16 protein-coding genes and 1 pseudogene are annotated in these 17,588 nt (G+C 64.8%); 7 read left to right on the top strand and 10 right to left on the bottom strand.

Going from position 1 to position 17,588, the window contains the following annotated elements:
• Window positions 1-360, top strand: a 360-nt coding sequence (locus WCB02_RS16485) for a nitrile hydratase accessory protein (protein ID WP_423959556.1), incomplete at its 5' end; no start/stop codon positions are given.
• Window positions 361-397: 37 nt separating this feature from the next.
• Here WCB02_RS16485 and WCB02_RS16480 read toward each other — a convergent pair.
• The 3 genes and pseudogenes from WCB02_RS16480 to queC all read right to left on the bottom strand — a co-directional run bounded on the left by WCB02_RS16480 (window position 398) and on the right by queC (window position 1,985).
• Complete coding sequence (locus tag WCB02_RS16480) at window positions 398-517, bottom strand: SDR family oxidoreductase (protein ID WP_423959554.1); 120 nt, start codon at window positions 515-517, stop codon at window positions 398-400.
• A gap of 122 nt (window positions 518-639) precedes the next feature.
• Window positions 640-1,080, bottom strand: a pseudogene (locus WCB02_RS16475) (SDR family NAD(P)-dependent oxidoreductase); the annotation flags it as partial.
• A 191-nt stretch (window positions 1,081-1,271) separates the two neighbouring features.
• The gene (gene queC, locus WCB02_RS16470; protein ID WP_423959552.1) at window positions 1,272-1,985 is read right to left on the bottom strand and encodes a 7-cyano-7-deazaguanine synthase QueC; all 714 of its coding nucleotides are present in this window, start codon (window positions 1,983-1,985) and stop codon (window positions 1,272-1,274) included.
• Window positions 1,986-2,108: 123 nt separating this feature from the next.
• Here queC and mazG point away from each other — a divergent pair, with 123 nt between their 5' ends.
• Window positions 2,109-2,960, top strand: coding sequence for a nucleoside triphosphate pyrophosphohydrolase (gene mazG, locus WCB02_RS16465; protein WP_423959549.1), 852 nt, complete (start codon window positions 2,109-2,111; stop codon window positions 2,958-2,960).
• A gap of 191 nt (window positions 2,961-3,151) precedes the next feature.
• Here mazG and hflX read toward each other — a convergent pair whose 3' ends face one another.
• From hflX to dusB, 7 genes are all read right to left on the bottom strand, one after another.
• On the bottom strand, window positions 3,152-4,555 hold the full coding sequence (hflX, locus tag WCB02_RS16460) for a GTPase HflX (RefSeq protein WP_423959547.1): 1,404 nt from the start codon (window positions 4,553-4,555) through the stop codon (window positions 3,152-3,154).
• 11 nt (window positions 4,556-4,566) lie between these two features.
• Window positions 4,567-4,815, bottom strand: a complete 249-nt coding sequence (gene hfq, locus WCB02_RS16455) for an RNA chaperone Hfq (protein WP_006020546.1) — start codon at window positions 4,813-4,815, stop codon at window positions 4,567-4,569.
• 244 nt (window positions 4,816-5,059) lie between these two features.
• Window positions 5,060-6,430: a sigma-54-dependent transcriptional regulator gene (locus tag WCB02_RS16450; protein ID WP_423959545.1), complete on the bottom strand. Its 1,371-nt coding sequence runs from the start codon at window positions 6,428-6,430 to the stop codon at window positions 5,060-5,062.
• A gap of 17 nt (window positions 6,431-6,447) precedes the next feature.
• Window positions 6,448-8,853, bottom strand: a complete 2,406-nt coding sequence (locus WCB02_RS16445; protein ID WP_423959543.1) for an ATP-binding protein — start codon at window positions 8,851-8,853, stop codon at window positions 6,448-6,450.
• A 170-nt stretch (window positions 8,854-9,023) separates the two neighbouring features.
• Entirely contained in the window at window positions 9,024-10,466 is a 1,443-nt protein-coding gene (gene ntrC, locus WCB02_RS16440; protein ID WP_423959541.1) for a nitrogen regulation protein NR(I), read from the bottom strand.
• Window positions 10,467-10,475: 9 nt separating this feature from the next.
• Window positions 10,476-11,654, bottom strand: coding sequence for a two-component system sensor histidine kinase NtrB (locus tag WCB02_RS16435; protein WP_423959538.1), 1,179 nt, complete (start codon window positions 11,652-11,654; stop codon window positions 10,476-10,478).
• Window positions 11,651-12,652, bottom strand: a complete 1,002-nt coding sequence (gene dusB / locus WCB02_RS16430) for a tRNA dihydrouridine synthase DusB (RefSeq protein ID WP_423959536.1) — start codon at window positions 12,650-12,652, stop codon at window positions 11,651-11,653. Before dusB ends, WCB02_RS16435 begins: the two co-directional genes overlap by 4 nt.
• Before the next feature lie 268 nt (window positions 12,653-12,920).
• On the opposite strand from dusB, the gene WCB02_RS16425 reads away from it, so the two are divergent.
• From WCB02_RS16425 to WCB02_RS16405, 5 genes are all read left to right on the top strand, one after another.
• Window positions 12,921-14,141, top strand: a complete 1,221-nt coding sequence (locus tag WCB02_RS16425) for a bifunctional 2-C-methyl-D-erythritol 4-phosphate cytidylyltransferase/2-C-methyl-D-erythritol 2,4-cyclodiphosphate synthase (protein WP_423959535.1) — start codon at window positions 12,921-12,923, stop codon at window positions 14,139-14,141.
• A 1-nt stretch (window position 14,142) separates the two neighbouring features.
• Complete coding sequence (locus WCB02_RS16420; protein ID WP_423959533.1) at window positions 14,143-14,745, top strand: CinA family protein; 603 nt, start codon at window positions 14,143-14,145, stop codon at window positions 14,743-14,745.
• Between the two features lie 133 nt (window positions 14,746-14,878).
• Entirely contained in the window at window positions 14,879-15,049 is a 171-nt protein-coding gene (locus tag WCB02_RS16415) for a hypothetical protein (protein ID WP_423959531.1), read from the top strand.
• Window positions 15,050-15,726: 677 nt separating this feature from the next.
• Complete coding sequence (locus WCB02_RS16410) at window positions 15,727-16,281, top strand: ankyrin repeat domain-containing protein (RefSeq protein ID WP_423959529.1); 555 nt, start codon at window positions 15,727-15,729, stop codon at window positions 16,279-16,281.
• Window positions 16,282-16,746: 465 nt separating this feature from the next.
• The coding region (locus WCB02_RS16405) for a histidine kinase dimerization/phospho-acceptor domain-containing protein (RefSeq protein WP_423959558.1) at window positions 16,747-17,588 on the top strand (842 nt) is incomplete at its 3' end.

Here is a 17,588-nt window from a genome sequence, read left to right as displayed (position 1 = left end):
GCCCGCAGCGTTCCCGGCATTCCGCGGGATGCCGGCGGCCCGGTGTTCCGGGAACCTTGGGAAGCCCATGCCTTCGCGATGGCGCTGACCCTGCACGAGCGCGGCCTGTTCAGCTGGAGCGAATGGGCGGCCGCCCTGGCGGACCAGATCCAGCGCGCGCAGGCGTCAGGCGATGCCGACACCGGCGAGACCTACTACAGTCACTGGCTCGCCACGCTGGAGCATCTGGTCGCCGCCAAAGGCGTCGCCTCCCCGCAGACGCTGGCCCGCTACCGCGATGCCTGGGACCATGCCGCCGACCGTACCCCGCACGGCGCGCCGATCGAGCTGAAGGCGGAGGATTTCGGGCCGAATTCGTAGGCGAGACCCGAATTCAACGATGCCGATCGGCGGTGTCTCATCCGGCATGGTATCCGCCATCGACGTAGAGAATTTCTCCAGTCATGTATGACGACGCATCGCTTGCCAGAAAGAGGTAGGCGCCGGCGAACTCGGCGATTTCGCCGCGCCGTCCCATCGGGGTGCGCGCCATGGCTCGCTGCTGGTAGGGCGCGGCGGGTGTGGGGTCCACGCCGTCCATGACATGTTGATGTAGCCCGGCGCGACCGCATTCACACGCACGCCCCGTTGCGCCCATTCGACACCCAGCGTTCTCACGATCTGGTCGATGCCGCCTTTCGATGCCGCGTAGGGCGCAAGTCCCGGGATGCCGGAGCTGCCGGCGATCGACGACGTGATGATGATGCTGCCCTTGCCGGCGGCGAGCATCGCACGGCCCGCATATTTGGAGCAGAAGTAGGCGCCCTTGAGGTTGACATCGAGGATCCGGTCCCACTCGTCGTGTTCGTAGTCTTCGGCCGGCTTGATCCTGTCGATGCCGGCATTACAGATCATGGTATCGATGCGGCCAAATGTATTCACGGTGTGAACGACGAGCTCTTCGCAGGCGCGCGGATCCGAGACGTCGGCCCGGACGATCTCAACCTGCAATCCCTTGGCGGCCAGCTCGGCCTTCGCGGCGGCCAGTTCTTTGTCATCCCATGACGCAATCACGACCCGTGCGCCCCGCTCGGCAAACATGGCGGCCAAGCCCTTGCCGAGGCCGCGGCTGGCACCGCTGATGCAAACGACGCGGTTTTCGACGCTGAAAAGATCGGTGACGGACATGATAGGTTCTAATGAAATTGGAAATAAGCGGCTGCGAATCTGGCCCATCCACTCAGATCAAGCAACCCGGACTTCTCGGCGCAGCGGTTTGCGGTGATTGTCTGCTAAGATCGCCCCGCATACTCCCGCCAGCCCTTCGCCCGCAGCACGCAGGCCGGGCATTCGCCGCAGCCAAAGCCCCAGTCATGGCGCGTGCCGCGCTCGCCGAGATAACAGGTTTGGGAATGCTCGCGGATCAGGTCGACCAGCGGCGTGCCGCCGAGGTCATGCGCGAGCCGCCAGGTCGCCGCCTTGTCGAGCCACATCAGCGGGGTGTGCAGCTCGAACGGTCTGGCCATGCCGAGATTGAGCGCGGCGTTGAGCGCGCGGATGGTCTGGTCGCGGCAATCCGGGTAGCCGGAATAGTCGGTCTCGCACATGCCGCCGATGATATGCGCGATGCCGCGCCGGTAGGCCAGCGCGGCGGCGAAGGTCAAAAACACCAGGTTGCGTCCGGGCACGAAAGTGTTGGGCAGGCCGTCCGCGCCCATCGTGATAGCGACGTCACGGGTCAACGCGGTGTCGGAGATCTCCGCCAATGTCGCAATTTGCAGCGTGTGGCTGTCGCCGAGCTTCTGCGCCCAGTCGGCGCGCAGCGCCCGGATGCCGTCGAGCAGCCGGTCGCGGCAGGCCAACTCGATCGCATGACGCTGCCCGTAATCGAAGCCGAGCATTTCGACCCTGCCAAAGCGCGCCAGCGCCCAGGCGAGGCAGGTGGTGGAATCCTGGCCGCCGGAGAACAGCACGAGAGCCGTTTGTGATCGAGATGCGTCGTCCATGCGGGATGGCCTTAGCATCGCTCGCGCGCGGACGCCAACCGATGCACATCAGCACTGCGTGACTGGGATCGCGCCGTCTGTTACGGCATGAAGATCGCGTTGCTCGCATCCCAGGACCCCGCAATGACCCCTTCCCGCGACATCTCCCGCCTGCTCGAGATCATGGCGCAGCTGCGCACGCCGGGCAGCGGCTGTCCCTGGGATCTCGAGCAGAATTTCGCAACCATTGCGCCTTATGCCATCGAGGAGGCTCATGAAGTCGCCGAGGCGATTGCGCGCGGCGATCTCGATGACCTCCGCGACGAGCTCGGCGATCTGCTGCTGCAGGTGGTGTTTCACGCCCGCATGGCGGAAGAGCAGAATGCCTTTGCATTCGGCGACGTGGTGGAAGCGATCACCCGGAAAATGATCCGGCGCCACCCGCATGTGTTCGCCGACAAGGACGGCAATCTGACGCCGGCCCATGTCAAGGGCGCCTGGGAACGGATCAAGGCGGAGGAAAAAGCCGAGCGCGCCGCGCGGCGACCCGGGCAGGAACAAGCGGCCGCCTCGCTCTTGTCGGGCGTCAAGGCCGGCCAGCCGGCGCTGGTCCGCGCCATGGAATTGCAGCGCAAGGCGTCGACCGTCGGCTTCGACTGGCACGATCCGCGCGCGGTGCTGCAGAAGATCCGCGAAGAATGCGACGAGATCGAACAAGCGCTCGACGACCACGACGCGGACGAACTCGCCGATGAAACCGGCGACCTGCTGTTCGCACTCGTCAATCTCGCGCGCCACGTCGACACCGATCCAGAGATGGCGCTCCGCCGCACCAACGCCAAATTCGAACGCCGCTTCGCCTATATCGAGCGCGCACTGGCCGCGCAGGGCCGCACGCTGGATCAGGCCACGCTCGACGAAATGGACGCATTGTGGAACGAGGCGAAGGGGAGCGAGGTGAAGGAGCAGGAAATTCCGGCGTCGTCCCGGCCTTGAGCTGGGACCGATACCCACAGGCCGATGTTTTTCAGCATGCTGGGGTGATACCGTGAGCGTAGCAACAAAGGCCGGTGGCTATGGGTCCCGGCCTTCGCGGGGACGACGGCTGATGGTGGTCGCATGAAGCGTTGTTGGGGCATGAGCCATCAAACAGAGACCGTCAACGAATCCGGCCTTGCCGGCCTGCGCTAAACTGATGGCGTCTCGTGCGGCACGGCGTCGAACCGGTTGACGACGATATCTCGCTTGGTCTCGTCGACCCGCACGGTCATGTCGAAGCGGCCGTCATGCAGCTCCTTGTTCAGCACCTCGGCATTGCGATGCAGCCACGAAATGCCGGCGCCGTCTGCGGCGTCGATCGACAGGTCGAGCGTCATGCGGGTCACCGCCAGCCGGTCCTCGATCGCCACCAGCAGCGCGGCGATGCCCTCGCCGGTTTCGGCGGAGACCAGGAAGCACGGCCGTTCCGGCGGCCGGCGCGCGGCGATGTTGCGCAGATTGTCGCGCTCCTCGGGGCCGAAGCGATCGATCTTGTTCCAGACCTCGAGGATGCGGCCGCCGGCCTCGGGATCGATGCCGAGCTGGCGCAGCACGGCGTCGACGTCGCGCTCCTGGGCCTCGGCATCCTCGTGCGAGATGTCGCGGACATGCAGAATGACGTCGGCCTCCTGCACCTCCTCCAGCGTGGCGCGGAACGCAGCCACCAGCTGGGTCGGCAGATTGGAGATGAAGCCGACGGTGTCCGAGAGCATCGCCTTGCCGCCATGCGGCAGGGCCAGCGCGCGCAGGGTCGGATCGAGCGTCGCAAACAGCATGTCGGCGGCCTGCACCTCGGCGCGGGTCAGGCGGTTGAACAGCGTCGACTTGCCGGCATTGGTGTAGCCGACCAGCGCCACCACGCGATAGGGCACCCGCTGCCGGCCGGCGCGATGCAGCCGCCGCGTCGCCTGCACCTTCTTCAGCTCGTTCTGCAGCCTGGTGATGCGCTCGCCGATCAGGCGGCGGTCCGCCTCGATCTGGGTTTCGCCGGGGCCGCCCATGAAGCCGAAGCCGCCGCGCTGGCGCTCGAGATGGGTCCAGGACCGCACCAGGCGGCTGCGCTGATAGTTCAGATGCGCCAGCTCGACCTGCAATGCGCCTTCCTTGGTCTTGGCGCGGCGACCGAAGATCTCCAGGATCAGCCCGGTGCGGTCGAGCACCTTGGTGTTCCAGGCCTTCTCCAGATTGCGCTGCTGGATCGGCGACAGCGCGCAATCCATCACGACGAGCTCGATGTCGTGCCCGGTGATGAGGCCCAGGATCTCCTCGACCTTGCCCTTGCCGAGATAGGTCGCGGGCCGGATCTGGCTGATCGGCGCGATCACGCTGTCCGCGACCGCAAGATCGATGGCACGCGCCAGGCCCGTGGCTTCCTCGAGCCGGGCCTCGAAGCCGCGCAACGAGGCATGATCGTGGCCGTGATCATCCGTTGGCGTGGCGGCCTCGCCGCGGCGCAGCCGCAGATACGGGCCGATGACAATCACCCGCCCGTTCTCTCCGCCTCCCGCCGCCCGCGGACGGTCGGCCTCCCCTTCCCTGATTCGGGGTTCCAATCAGATCACTCTCAAGCCGGAGCATCCTCGCCGCCTTCGAACAACTGGATCGGGGCGCCGGGCATGATGGTTGAAATCGCATGCTTGTAGACGAGCTGCGAATGGCCGTCACGCCGCAACAGCAGGCAGAAATTGTCGAACCAGGTAACAATTCCCTGCAGCTTCACTCCGTTCACGAGGAAGATCGTCAGAGGCGTCTTGGTTTTTCGAACGTGATTGAGGAAGGTGTCTTGTAAATTTTGTGCGCGGTCTGCCGCCATTGTTTTTGTCTCGCGTCTTGTGCTTGTTATTTGTTATATCCGGGTTGCAGCTCTCTTGCGGAGCTCCCTCCGGTTGTCGCCATTCCCTGAGTTCCCCCTCCGGAAACAGCCGACCCGATGATTAGAAGGCAGGCGCGGTTCATAGGCAAGCCGGTTCGGCGCAGCCGACCGCTGCATTTTTCCGTAGAATCACGGAAAACGGACGGAATATCCCAAGGAAATGCGCGTATTCCCGGTTCCGGGACTAACCGACCCCGAGCGCCTTGAGCTTGCGATGCAGGGCCGAGCGTTCCATTCCGACAAATTCCGCCGTCCGCGAGATGTTGCCCGAGAATCGGCTGATCTGCGCGATCAGGTAATCGCGCTCGAACACCTCCCGTGCCTCGCGCAGCGGCAGGCCCATGATGTGCTCGCCATTGTTGCTGGTCGGCATCGCCGGCACCATCGAGCCGACATCCTGCGGCAGCATGTCGGCGGTGATAATGACCTCCGGACCGCCGCCCGCCAGAATCATCACGCGCTCGACATTGTTGCGCAGCTGGCGAACGTTGCCGGGCCAGACATGCGATTGCAGCACCGCCATCGCATCCTGGCCGATCTGCCGCCGCGGCAGGCCGGTGGTGGATGAAATCTGCTCCATGAAATAATCGATCAGTTCGGGAATGTCCTCGCGCCGCTCCGACAGCGGCGGCACCCGGATCGGCACCACCGACAGGCGATGATAGAGATCCTCGCGGAACCGTCCCGCCGAGATCTCCTCTTCCAGATTGCGCGCGGTCGAGGAAATGATGCGGACGTCGACATGGACCTTGGTGGTGCCGCCCTGGCGCTGGAAGGTCTGATCGACCAGCACCCGCAGGATCTTGTTCTGGGTCTCGCGCGGCATGTCGCCGATCTCGTCGACGAACAGCGTGCCGCCATGGGCTTCTTCCAGCGCGCCGGTCTTGCGCGCCTGCTCGCCATTGGACTGTTCGATTCCGAACAGCTCCATCTCCATGCGCTCGGGCGTGATCGCCGCCGCGTTGATGACGACGAACGGTCCATCGGCGCGGCTCGATGCGGCGTGCAGCATCCGCGCCGCGAGCTCCTTGCCGGAGCCGGACGGACCGACGATCAGGATGCGGCTGTTGGCCTTGGCGGCGCGTTCGATGGTCTGGCGCAATTGGTTCATCGCCGGCGAACGGCCGGCCAGGATGTTCGAGGAGGGCGCGAGCTGCTTCAGCTCCCTCACCTCGCGTTTCAGGCGCGAGGTCTCGAGCGCTCGCGTCGCCACCAGGATCAGCCGGTCGGCCTTGAAGGGCTTCTCGATGAAATCATAGGCGCCGCGCTTGATGGCCGCGACCGCGGTTTCGATGTTGCCGTGTCCGGAGATCATCACGACCGGAAGGTCGGGATGGTCGCGCTTGATCTGCTCCAGCAGCTGCAGCCCGTCGAGCTTGCTGCCTTGCAGCCAGATGTCGAGAAATACCAGATTGGGGCGCCGGTTCACGATCTCGGCCAGCGCCGAATCGCTGTCGCGCGCGGTCCTGGTCGAAAACCCCTCGTCGTCCAGGATACCCGCGACCAGTTCGCGAATATCGGCCTCGTCATCGACGATCAGAATGTCACTTGCCATGGATCCCGCCCGCCTTGTCAGCTGCCTGTTGCGGCTTTGATTTTTGTTTCAACATCGGTCGCCTCGACCGGTGCGCCGGGTTCGGCGGCCGGTTGTTTTGTTTCACTGCTCGTTGGCTGTTCGCTCGCGGGCTGTTGGTCGTTGGGCTGTTCGCGATCGGCGGTCGGCTCGGTCTGCTGCTCCTTGGCTTCGACTTTTGCTGCGCGGCCGGAGACCGCGAACCGCAGGCGCATCCAGGCGCCGCGCTGGCCGGACCGGAAGTCCGAGGCATCTTTCAGCTCGATCCGGCCGCCATGGTCCTCGAGCACGCGCCCGACGATCGCAAGCCCGAGCCCGGTCCCCTTCGAGCGCGTCGTGACATAGGGCTCCAGCAGCCGCGCGCGGGCGACCTTGGGCAGGCCGATGCCGTTGTCGATCACATCGATCACGACGTCGTCATGGTCGCGGGCGGCGATGACGTCGATGCGGCCCTTGCCGAGATCCTCGGCCGGCACCGCCTCGATCGCCTCGGTCGCGTTCTTGATGATGTTGGTGAGCGCCTGGGAGATCAGCCGCCGGTCGAATTGCGCGCGCAATGGATCTTCCTTCAGCTCGACCTCGATATCGATGTCGGGATGTCCCACTCTCATCAGGAAGACGGCCTGCCGCACCGTATCGGCGAGGTCCTCGCCTTCGATCACCGGTTTCGGCATCCGCGCGAAGCGCGAGAACTCGTCGACCATCCGCCTGATATCATCGACCTGCCGCACGATAGTGTCCGTGCATTGTTCGAAGACCGCCTTGTCCTCGGTGATGACTCGGCCGAATTTGCGGCGGATTCGCTCCGCCGACAGTTGAATTGGCGTCAGCGGGTTCTTGATCTCGTGCGCGATGCGCCGCGCGACGTCGCCCCAGGCCGAGGTCCGCTGCGCCGACACCAGCTCGGTGATGTCGTCGAGCGTGATGATATAGCTGTCGCGCGACTGGCTGGTTTGCTCGGCGCTGACACGCACGGAGAGATTGCGTTCATGGCCGTCGCGCAGAATGGTGATCTGGCCCTGCACCAGCCGTTGTGTGCCCTCGCGCGCGCTCTTCATCATGTCGTCGAGCTCGGGCAGCACGTCCGACAGCGGATGGTCCAGCGTTTCCGATTCGACGTGGCCGATCAGCTTCTCCGCCGAGCGGTTGAGGATGCCGACGCTGCCGGAGGCGTCGACGCCGATGATGCCGGCGCTCGCCGACGACAGCACCGCCTCGATGAAACGGCGGCGGCTGTCGATCAGGTCAGACGCGTTGACCAGCTCGTCGCGCTGGGTGCGCAGGTCCTGTGTCATCTTGTTGAAGACCTCGCCGAGCCGGGCGAGATCGCCTTCCGACTGGTGCACCGGCACCTGGACATCCAGGTCGCCGGTCGACACCGTGCTGGCGGCACTCATCAGCCGCCGGATCGGCGCCACCAGCCAGTTGGCGAAGTTCAGGCCGATCAGCACCGAGGCCATCAGGATGGTCAGCGCGATTACCGCGAACATTAGCGCGAAATTCACCTGAATGCCGAGCCGGCGCGATTCGATCGCGGCATATTCAGCCGCGCTGGCCTCGGTTTCCTTGAGCTGTTCGACCACGCGCGGATCGAGCTGGCGGGCCACATAGAGGTAGGTGTCGTCGAACGCGCGCAACCGGATCACCGCCGCGACATAGTTCTCCTCCGGCAGCACCGCGATTTCGGGCTTGTCGACGCCGACATTGCTGAGGAAATCCGGCTGCGGCGCTGCGAAGGTCAGCTGAACGCCGGTATCCGCAGTTGCCAGAATGTTGCGGTCCTTGTCGATCAGCATCGCGTCCGGCAGGTTGCGCGCGGCCGCGCTTGCGGTCAGCAATTCCTGAAAGGATTTGGGATCGAGTTCGTAAAGGCGTCGGGCTGTGGCGGGGGCGCGCGAGATGTCGCTGACCATGCCCAGGATGTCGCCCTGGATCAGTTCAGCGTGCTCCTGCATATAGGCGCGGGCGATGGTCACTGAGTTCTGGATGGCCTCACGCGTCGGCCCGGAGAACAGCCGGTCGAGCCCGCGGTCGAGGGTCACGTTGGCCGCGACCGCGACCAGCACCGCCGGCAGCACTGCAATCACCGAGAACAGGCCGACAATCTGGATGTGCAGCCGGGCAGCAGCCCGGCCGCGGCGTCTCGCCTGCATGACCAGCCAGACTTCGTGCAGGATAATCCCGACCAGGAGCAGAATGGTCGCCGCATTGAGCAGCAGGAACGACCTGACGACCAGCGGCGTCGGCTCGATCGGGGTCAGCCCGGTCAAGACCACGAAGGTCAACATCGCAGAGAGCAGCGCAACGGCGACCGCGAACGGCGCCAGCAGCCGCATCAGGGTTCGCCCCCTGGGTTCGGCAACCGACGCGTTGAACGATGCGGCTGAGGTCTCTGCGCTGGTCATTCCGGCAAGGTGATGCTGAGAATCATCTGATCCCGCAAAGTGCGGCGACTGATGCATTCATATCACAATGTTGCCGAATTGCGACAAATCCACGGCGTTTCTTGCTGCCAAAGCACGCAAAAAAGATTGAAGCAGCGCGATCTTGCGGTGTTTTAATACCGTGTCCGGGCCTAGCTCCCGCTGCGGTAGACCTGGATGTCGAGATCCCTGATCTTCTTGCGCAGCGTGTTGCGGTTGAGACCGAGCAGATCGGCCGCGCGGATCTGGTTGCCGCGCGTCGCCGCCAACGCCGCGGTCAACAGCGGCACCTCGATCTCCTTGAGGATGCGGTGATAGAGGCCCGGCGGCGGCACGCCATTGGGAAAGCCCGAGAAATGCGAGGATAAATAGGCCTCGACCGCGCCCCCGAGGTTGTCGATGCCCTGATGCACGGCGCCGCCCGAGTTCACCGCTGGCGGGGCCAGTTCGCCGTCGATGACGGAGGCGGTGATGACATCCTGCGGGTAGAGCGCGGCCAGCCGGCGCGCCAGATTTTCGAGCTCGCGGACGTTGCCGGGCCAGCGATGCTGCTTCATTCGCTCCAGCGCCAGCGCGTCGAGCTTCTTCGGCGGCAGCCCGTCCTTCTCGGCAAGCGCGAAGAAATGCCGCACCAGGTCCGGCAGGTCTTCGATGCGCTCGCGCAGCGGCGGCAGCCGCAGCGGCACCACATTGAGGCGGAAGAATAGGTCTTCGCGGAACAGGCCCTGCTGAATCAGGATGCGCAGGTCCTTGTTGGAGGCCGCTACGATCCGCACATCCGTCTTGATCGGGGTGCGGCCGCCGACCGTGGTGTATTCGCCCTGCTGCAGCACGCGCAAGAGCCGGGTCTGCGCCTCCATCGGCATGTCGCCGATCTCGTCGAGGAACAGCGTGCCGCCTTCGGCCTGCTCGAAGCGGCCTGAGGCGCGGGTGTTGGCGCCGGTGAACGCGCCGCGTTCATGGCCGAACAATTCGGATTCGATCAGGTCGCGCGGGATCGCCGCCATGTTGACGGCGACGAACGGACCGTTGCGCCGCTTGCCGTAGTCATGCAGCGCACGTGCGACCAATTCCTTGCCGGTGCCGGATTCGCCGGAAATCATCACGGTGAGGTCGGTCTGCATCAGACGCGCCAGCACGCGGTAGATTTCCTGCATCGCCGGCGAGCGGCCGACCAGCGGGATCGAATCGAATTCGTTTTCTTCCGCCGGGTGGGCGGCGCGTTCCTTCGGCTCGGCCAGCGCGCGGCCGACGATGGCGATCAGTTCCTTGAGGTCGAACGGCTTGGGCAGATATTCGTAGGCGCCACGCTCCGAGGCCCGGATCGCCGTCATGAAGGTGTTTTGCGCGCTCATGACGATGACCGGAAGATTCGGCCGCATCTTCTTGATCCGCGGCAACAGATCGAAGGCGTTCTCGTCCGGCATCACCACGTCGGTGATAACGAGATCGCCCTCGCCCTGGCTGACCCAGCGCCACAGCGTCGCGGCATTGCCGGTGAGGCGGACTTCATATCCGGCGCGCGACAGCGCCTGGTTCAAGACCGTCCGAATGGCGGTGTCGTCATCGGCGACGAGAATGCTACCTGCAGGCATTGTTGTTCCTCATCTTGTGCCCTGTGAGGCGTGCAACGGCGTCCCCGAAACGTCATCGCGACTGGATTGATCATGGTGTTTGGTGCTGTTGTACATCGGCAGCAGCACGCGGAACGTCGTCTTGCGCGGTTGCGACTCGCACTCGATGATGCCGCCGTGATCGCCGACGATCTTGGCGACCAGGGCAAGCCCAAGCCCGCTGCCGGTCGGCTTGGTTGTGACGAAGGGGTCGAACAGGTTCGGCAACAGGTCCTCGGGCACCCCGGGGCCGTTGTCCTTGACGCAGAATTCGAGCGGCAGCGACACCCGCGATTTCTTGCCGGGCACCGACAGCCGGACGCCGGGACGAAACGCGGTGGTCAGCTGAATCTCCGCATCGGTGCCGAGATCGACCACGGCCTCCGCGGCGTTCTTAACCAGGTTGAGAAACACCTGGATCAACTGGTCCTGGTTGGCCAGGACCGGCGGCAGCGACGGATCGTACTCCTCGACGAAGCGGACGTTGCGGGCGAAACCCGATTGCGCCAGCCGCTTGACGTGATCGAGCACCGAATGGATGTTGACCGGGCCGCGCGCCACCGGGCGGTCGTCGCCGAACACTTCCATGCGGTCGACCAGCGTCACGATGCGGTCGGCCTCGTCGCAGATCAGCCGGGTCAGCATGCGGTCCTCGGATGACGCCGCCTGCTCCAGCAGTTGCGCCGCGCCGCGGATGCCGGATAGCGGGTTCTTGATTTCATGCGCCAGCATGGCGGCGAGCGCGATCACCGAGCGCGCGGCGCTGCGATGCGTCAGCTGGCGATCCATCTTGTCGGCGATGGTGCGTTCCTGCAGCATCACGACGATATGACCGGGACGTTCGGTCAGGGGCGCGACATGCAGGTCGACCTGGCGGTCGCCTCCCATCCGCGGCGTGCCCAGATCGACCTTGTATTCGTTGACCGGCGAGGCGCTCGCACGCACCTGGTCGATCAGCGCCAGCAACGGGCTGCCGAACGGCACCAGCTCCTTCAGCGATTGACGCCGCAAAAATTGGGTCGAGATCTCGAAGAAGGATTCGGCGGCCATGTTGGCGTCGACGATCTTGCCGTCGGGCCCGATCAGCAGCACGGGATTGGGCAATGCGTTCAGAATCGCCTCGCTGTGGTCGGAGGCAAGCGTCTTGCGATGGTCTGCGGCCGTGGTCATGCAGCGGCACTCCATGCAAAGTCATCGTATGCATCGCCGAGAGCCTGATGCACCCAATGAGGGTCCTCCGACGTCAGGATCTTCTCGCGCCAGGCCTTCAGCCGTTCGGCGGGGGCCCGGCCAGCCTGGGCTGCGATGTCGAGCGCCCAGCCGAGATGCTTGCGGGCATGGCGCAGACCGACGCGCAGTCCGTAGTGACTGCAAACCTCGTCATGGAGCGTGCGGACATAGCCGAGCTGCTGGACCAGCGCCGGCGCGGCCTCGAGCGGTCCGTCGTCGAGACGGCGTCCGATCTGGCCGGGCAGCCAAGGCTGGCCCTGCGCACCGCGCCCGATCATGACCGCGTCGGCGCCGGACGCCTCGAGCGCCTGCAACGCAGTCTCATATGAGGTAATGTCGCCATTGACGACCAGCGGGATCGAGATCGCATCCCTGACCGCGCGCACCGCATCCCAGTCAGCCTCGCCTTTGTAAAACTGGCAGCGGGTGCGGCCGTGCACGGTGATGAGCCGCACGCCCGCGGCCTGTGCACGCCGCGCCAGCTCGGCCGCGTTGCGCGCGCGATCGTCCCAGCCAAGCCGCATCTTCAGGGTCACGGGCACCGTGACGGCCGACACCGTGGCCTCGATCAGCCGCTCGGCATGATCGAGATCGCGCATCAGCGCCGAGCCGGACTGGCCGCCGGTCACATGCCGCGCCGGACAGCCCATGTTGATGTCGATGATGTCGGCGCCGGCCTGTTCCGCGATCCGGGCGCCCTCGGCCATCCAGCGGGCCTCGCATCCAGCAAGCTGGACGACATGTGGCCCGATACCGGCAGCTTCGCACCGCAACCTGGAGATCGGGCGACCGTTCACGAGATCGTCGCTCGCGGTCATTTCGGAGACGACCAGACCAGCCCCCAGCCGCGCAACCATGCGTCGAAAGGGTGCATCCGTGATACCTGACATAGGCGCAAGGAAAACCCGATTGGCGATCTCAATATCGCCTATTTTCAATGGCTTACAGCGTGGAGGTCCCAGGCCGGTCACGAAAATCTCGTTCTCCTGGCAGGCGCGGCATTGCGACCGCCGACTCGCATTTTGAGCACAAATCTTGTGCAGTCAAGTTTCATGCCTACAGTTTAGACAATTCCTGTGATCTTGCAAGTGCAGTGCAACACGAATGGCTTTTCCCACAGCTATCAGGAATCACTCTGTTTTCCTGGGCCGGGCGTGATAAGGGCTTTCCCCGCTCCAGGCTTCCATCACCAGTAAATTGAGTCGCATGGCTAATTCTGCACGGACCGCAGCCATCCTCGTCGCCGCCGGCCGCGGGCTGCGCGCTGGCGCGGGAGGTCCCAAGCAATACCGTTCGATCGGCGGCCAGACCGTCATCTTCCGTGCCATGGAGCCGTTCTGCCGGCATCCGCAGGTATTTGCCGTGCAGCCGGTGCTGAATCCCGACGACACCGAGATGTTCAACGCGGCGACGCGCGGCCTCGCCCACGCGCCGCCGACCAGAGGCGGCACGACGCGCCAGGCCTCGGTGCATGCCGGGCTCGAGGCGCTCGCCGATCAGAAGCCGGAGACCGTTCTGATCCACGATGCGGCGCGGCCGTTCGTCTCCCAGGCCATGATCTCGCGCGCGATCGCGGCCGTGGCGCGCACCGGGGCCGCGATCCCGACGGTTGTCGTCGCTGATACCATCAAGCTGGTCGACGGCAATGGCGATGTCGAGGCCACGCCCGAGCGCGCGCGGCTGCGCATCGCGCAGACACCGCAGGTGTTTCGCTTCGACGCGATCCTCGAGGCGCATCGCCGCGCGGCGCGCGAGGGCCGGCAGGATTTCACCGACGATGCCGCGCTTGCGGAGTGGGCGGGATTGACGGTCGCAACCTTTGAGGGCGATGTTGCCAACATGAAGCTCACCACACCCGAAGACTTCGTGCGCGAGGAAGCCCGCCTCGCAAGCTCGCTCGGCGATATCAGGACCGGCACGGGCTACGACGTCCACGCCTTCGGCGACGGCGATCATTTGATGATCTGCGGCGTGCGCGTGCCGCATACGCGCGGCTTCCTCGCCCATTCCGACGGCGATGTCGGCCTGCATGCGCTGGTCGACGCCATCTTGGGCGCGCTCGCCGACGGCGATATCGGCTCGCACTTTCCGCCCAGCGATCCCAAGTGGAAGGGCGCTTCCTCCGACCGCTTCCTGAAATATGCCGTTGACCGCGTCGCCGCGCGCGGCGGCCGCATCGCCAATCTCGAGGTCACGCTGATCTGCGAACGCCCGAAGATCGGCCCGTTGCGCGACACCATGCGCGCCCGGATTGCCGAGATCACGGGCGTGGACGTGTCGCGCGTGGCGGTGAAAGCGACGACCAGCGAGCGGCTTGGCTTCACCGGCCGCGAGGAAGGGATCGCTGCGACCGCGGGCGCCACGATCCGACTGCCATGGGACAACCCTTTGGACACTTCCTGGGACGCCAAAGGCGGGAGCGCCTGACATGAGCGGCAGCGACGCTCGCGCCCTCTCCCGCTCGCTGCTTGATCTGTGCCGGATGCGCAAACTGACCATCGCGACCGCGGAATCCTGCACCGGCGGCCTGGTGGCCGGGGCGCTCACCGACATCCCCGGCTCCTCCGATGTCATCGACCGCGGCTTCGTCACCTATTCCAACGAAGCCAAGCGCGCGATGCTCGGGGTCAACGCGACGACGCTTGCGACCTTCGGCGCCGTCTCCAAGGAGACCGCGACCCAGATGGCGATCGGCGCGCTGGAGCGGGCCGACGTCGATCTGGCGGTCGCCATCACCGGCATCGCCGGTCCCGGCGGCGCGGCGCCCGGCAAACCCGTGGGCCTGGTGCATTTCGCAGTTGCCGCCCGCGACGGCCGCATCCTGCATCGCGAACACCGCTTCGGCGCGATCGGCCGCAGCGCGGTACGCCAGCGTTCGGTGGTGGAAGCGTTGCGCATGCTGACGGAATTGGCGCGCGGCCCGCAGGTCAATGCAAAACCGCGCCGCGAAGCCGCAACCCGGTTGCGTCCGCGCGTAGCACGCAGCCCGCGGCGCCTCGCGGCGAAGCGAAGGCGACCGCCAAGGGCGTGATTGAAGGGCGTGATTCAAGGGCGTGATTCGTTGGTTTGATGCCGCAGTCTTGAAATCACGGGGTCTTGATGGTCAGTCGGCGTGTGACCAGTCTCTGGTATGGTGCGGGCCAAGTGGCATTGGAGCTGATCCGATGGACGCCCTGTTGATCGTCGGCATGATCGGCTCGATCTATGTTGCCGGCTGGTTGGCCGAGCATCGCGGACGCAGCTTCAAGATCTGGGCGTGGATCGCCGCTTTCATCGGCCCCCTCGCCTTTGTGGTGCTGCTGTTCCCCAACCTGCGCCGCAGGAACAGTTCGTAAGGTGATGGGAGGCGACCCGTCCGCCGGAGCTGGGAGCCAAGGCGGAAGCCGGAACGCGCCATCTCGAGCATGCACCTTCGTCGCTGGCCCCACCCATCCCGCATCACGAGCCTGACGGTGACGGCAGCACCTACGCTGGAGAGCCGGAGATCCTCTTCGCACTGCAACGCATCCAAGTCGCCGCTGGGTCCCCCCACTCGATGAAGGCGTAACCCGCCATCCCAACGACGAGCTCCGATCGAACTGAAGCACGTCCAGTCGCACGGCGGGATTTTTCAATAAGTCCCGCCCTCGTCTTGTCAGGACGCCATTGCTGAGCCTGCTGCACAAGCCGCTTCAGCGTGGCGGTTTCCCGTCTTCAGGCTATCGAAGCGCACAATGTTATAGTGCGCAGTTGGGTTGCGGCTGCTGCCCCGATCGCGGGCCGTCGAGCTGCTTCATGCCGCAGTGCAAGTGTGCGCGTTGATTTATCGCAATGCGACTCAAGGCCGGCTTCTTTTCTCAGTACGGCGTTGCTGCAATGCGATGGTGGATGCATGTCGGATGCGCGGCAACACCGAGCCGTAATGTTACCGTGAGCGATAACTTTTGTTCAGTTTCCTCTTTAGTTGCGGAGATCGGACTCGTATGTTCGCCGCCTTTCCGAAGAACAAGGTTCGACAAGAAAGGGGATTGTCATGAGCCGGAATGATACCAAGCACTCCGATAATTCTGTGAAGGCGGTCATTACCGCTGCCTATCAAGGCGACGTCAAAACGATCTTGGCGCAGCTTGGCGAGGGAGCCGATGTCAACGCGCGCGATTGCGATGGCGACACCGCACTGATGCTTGCCGCCGAACGCGGCCATATCGAACTGGTGAAGGTGCTTCTCAAGAACGGAGCCGATGTCAACGCCAGGAACCATGATGGCGAGACCGCGCTGGCGCGCGCGGCGGAGAATGGCCTGACGGCGGTCGTCAAACTTCTGCTCGCTCATCACGCCGACGGCAACGCAGCCGACCTCGTCGACTGCACGCCCCTGATGCGGGCCGCGTATCGCGGTCACATTGATGTCGTGAACGAGTTGCTTGCCGATGGAGCCGATGCGGCTGCCCGCAATGCACTCGGCAACACGGCCGGGATTCTCGCAGCACATAATGGTCACGGCAAGGTCGCAAGCCTGCTGCGGAAAGCCGATGCCGTCGGCTTCCTCGACTCGGGCCGCCCCAGGCTGCGCGCTGCCCGCCGCTAACCCTCACCAGGCAGCACCATTCCGCCGACGAGGTCACCGTTGACGAAGGTCATCGAACGCAGCGCGCCCTTGATGCGCACTCGCGCGAGCGGGGCAAAGAGCTATGCCGTCGTCGCGATTACCATCCACCGTCATCGTGACGATAGTCGTGCTGCGCCTCACACGGACATCTTGAGCCTGCCTCGTCTGGCCTTTGGTCCAAGGGCGGTATTTTGCTGCGTGTCCATGCACGCCACCACGCTCGGGACCCGATAATTTTACCACGATATCGGCGCCCACGCGCCTTGCCGGTAATCGGTCACGAGCGGGCGGGGTTCCGACGGCTCGGATATACCAGGCAAGCCGGCGCTGGGCAGCACCGCGCTTGCGCGGCTCGCGGAAACCTGAATGATTTAAACCGTCGTCCTGACGGACCAATGGATCGCGGTGCGTCCAGTGCCGACCGCTATTGGAGATCCTATGGACATGTCGACGCTCGCCCCGCATGGCGCGTGCCTGTTGTGGAAGCCGGAATTGATCTGGCTGAATGCCGCTTCCGATGCCCTGACCGCCGGCGCCCTGTTTACCACCACTTTCGTTCTGGTGTTCTTCGTCTGGCGGCGCCGGCGCGATGTCATGTTCCGCAGCGTGTTCTGGGCATTTTCGATCTTCGTTGGGGTCTTCGGGGTGACCCGCCTGTTGTCGATCCTGACCTTGTGGGTACCTGCTTACGGCATCGAGGGCGCCATCAAGGGCGTCCTGGCGCTGATCTCGATAGGGATTACCGCGGGACTGCTGCTGCTGTTGCCGCGCATCCTGGTGCTGCCAACACGGATTCAACTTCAGCAGGCCTATGTGGCGCTCGAGGAGGAAGTCCGGCAGCGCCGCAAGGCCGAGGCCATGGTGCAACGTTTTCGCGAGATCGAAGCCACCGAGGCCCAGGTCCGGCAGGCGCAGAAGATGGAAGCGATCGGCCAGCTCACCGGTGGCGTGGCCCATGACTTCAACAACATCCTCACCGTGATCACCGGAACCATCGAAATCCTTGCCGAGGCCGTCAAGAACAATCCGCAGCTCGCCCAGATCACCAACATGATCGCCGCCGCGGCGGCGCGGGGCGCCGACCTCACCCAGCATCTGCTGGCCTTCGCCCGCCGTCAGCCGCTGCAGCCGCACAGCGTCGACATCAACGCTCTGGTCATCGAGGCCGCGCGGTTGCTGCGGCCGACGCTGGGCGAACAGATCGAAATCGAGTCGATGCTGGCGCATGATTGCGCGCCGGCCCTGATCGATCCAAGCCAGCTCTCGACCGCGATCCTGAACCTCGC

The organism is Bradyrhizobium sp. (genome assembly GCF_049581145.1).
Lineage (GTDB): Bacteria > Pseudomonadota > Alphaproteobacteria > Rhizobiales > Xanthobacteraceae > Bradyrhizobium.
Note: the sequence above shows the minus strand (reverse complement) of the source record. Positions and strands in the feature narration are given on the sequence as shown.

What these genes read in the sequence shown, in the direction of transcription:
- mazG (WP_423959549.1), top strand. Translation starts at nt 2,109, where the DNA reads ATGACCCCTTCCCGCGACATCTCCCGCCTGCTCGAGATCATGGCGCAG.
- WCB02_RS16420 (WP_423959533.1), top strand. Translation starts at nt 14,143, where the DNA reads ATGAGCGGCAGCGACGCTCGCGCCCTCTCCCGCTCGCTGCTTGATCTG.
- WCB02_RS16410 (WP_423959529.1), top strand. Translation starts at nt 15,727, where the DNA reads ATGAGCCGGAATGATACCAAGCACTCCGATAATTCTGTGAAGGCGGTC.
- WCB02_RS16435 (WP_423959538.1), bottom strand. Translation starts at nt 11,654, where the DNA reads ATGACCACGGCCGCAGACCATCGCAAGACGCTTGCCTCCGACCACAGC.
- WCB02_RS16415 (WP_423959531.1), top strand. Translation starts at nt 14,879, where the DNA reads ATGGACGCCCTGTTGATCGTCGGCATGATCGGCTCGATCTATGTTGCC.
- hfq (WP_006020546.1), bottom strand. Translation starts at nt 4,815, where the DNA reads ATGGCGGCAGACCGCGCACAAAATTTACAAGACACCTTCCTCAATCAC.
- WCB02_RS16450 (WP_423959545.1), bottom strand. Translation starts at nt 6,430, where the DNA reads ATGGCAAGTGACATTCTGATCGTCGATGACGAGGCCGATATTCGCGAA.
- queC (WP_423959552.1), bottom strand. Translation starts at nt 1,985, where the DNA reads ATGGACGACGCATCTCGATCACAAACGGCTCTCGTGCTGTTCTCCGGC.
- WCB02_RS16480 (WP_423959554.1), bottom strand. Translation starts at nt 517, where the DNA reads ATGGGACGGCGCGGCGAAATCGCCGAGTTCGCCGGCGCCTACCTCTTT.
- WCB02_RS16445 (WP_423959543.1), bottom strand. Translation starts at nt 8,853, where the DNA reads ATGACCAGCGCAGAGACCTCAGCCGCATCGTTCAACGCGTCGGTTGCC.
- WCB02_RS16425 (WP_423959535.1), top strand. Translation starts at nt 12,921, where the DNA reads ATGGCTAATTCTGCACGGACCGCAGCCATCCTCGTCGCCGCCGGCCGC.
- ntrC (WP_423959541.1), bottom strand. Translation starts at nt 10,466, where the DNA reads ATGCCTGCAGGTAGCATTCTCGTCGCCGATGACGACACCGCCATTCGG.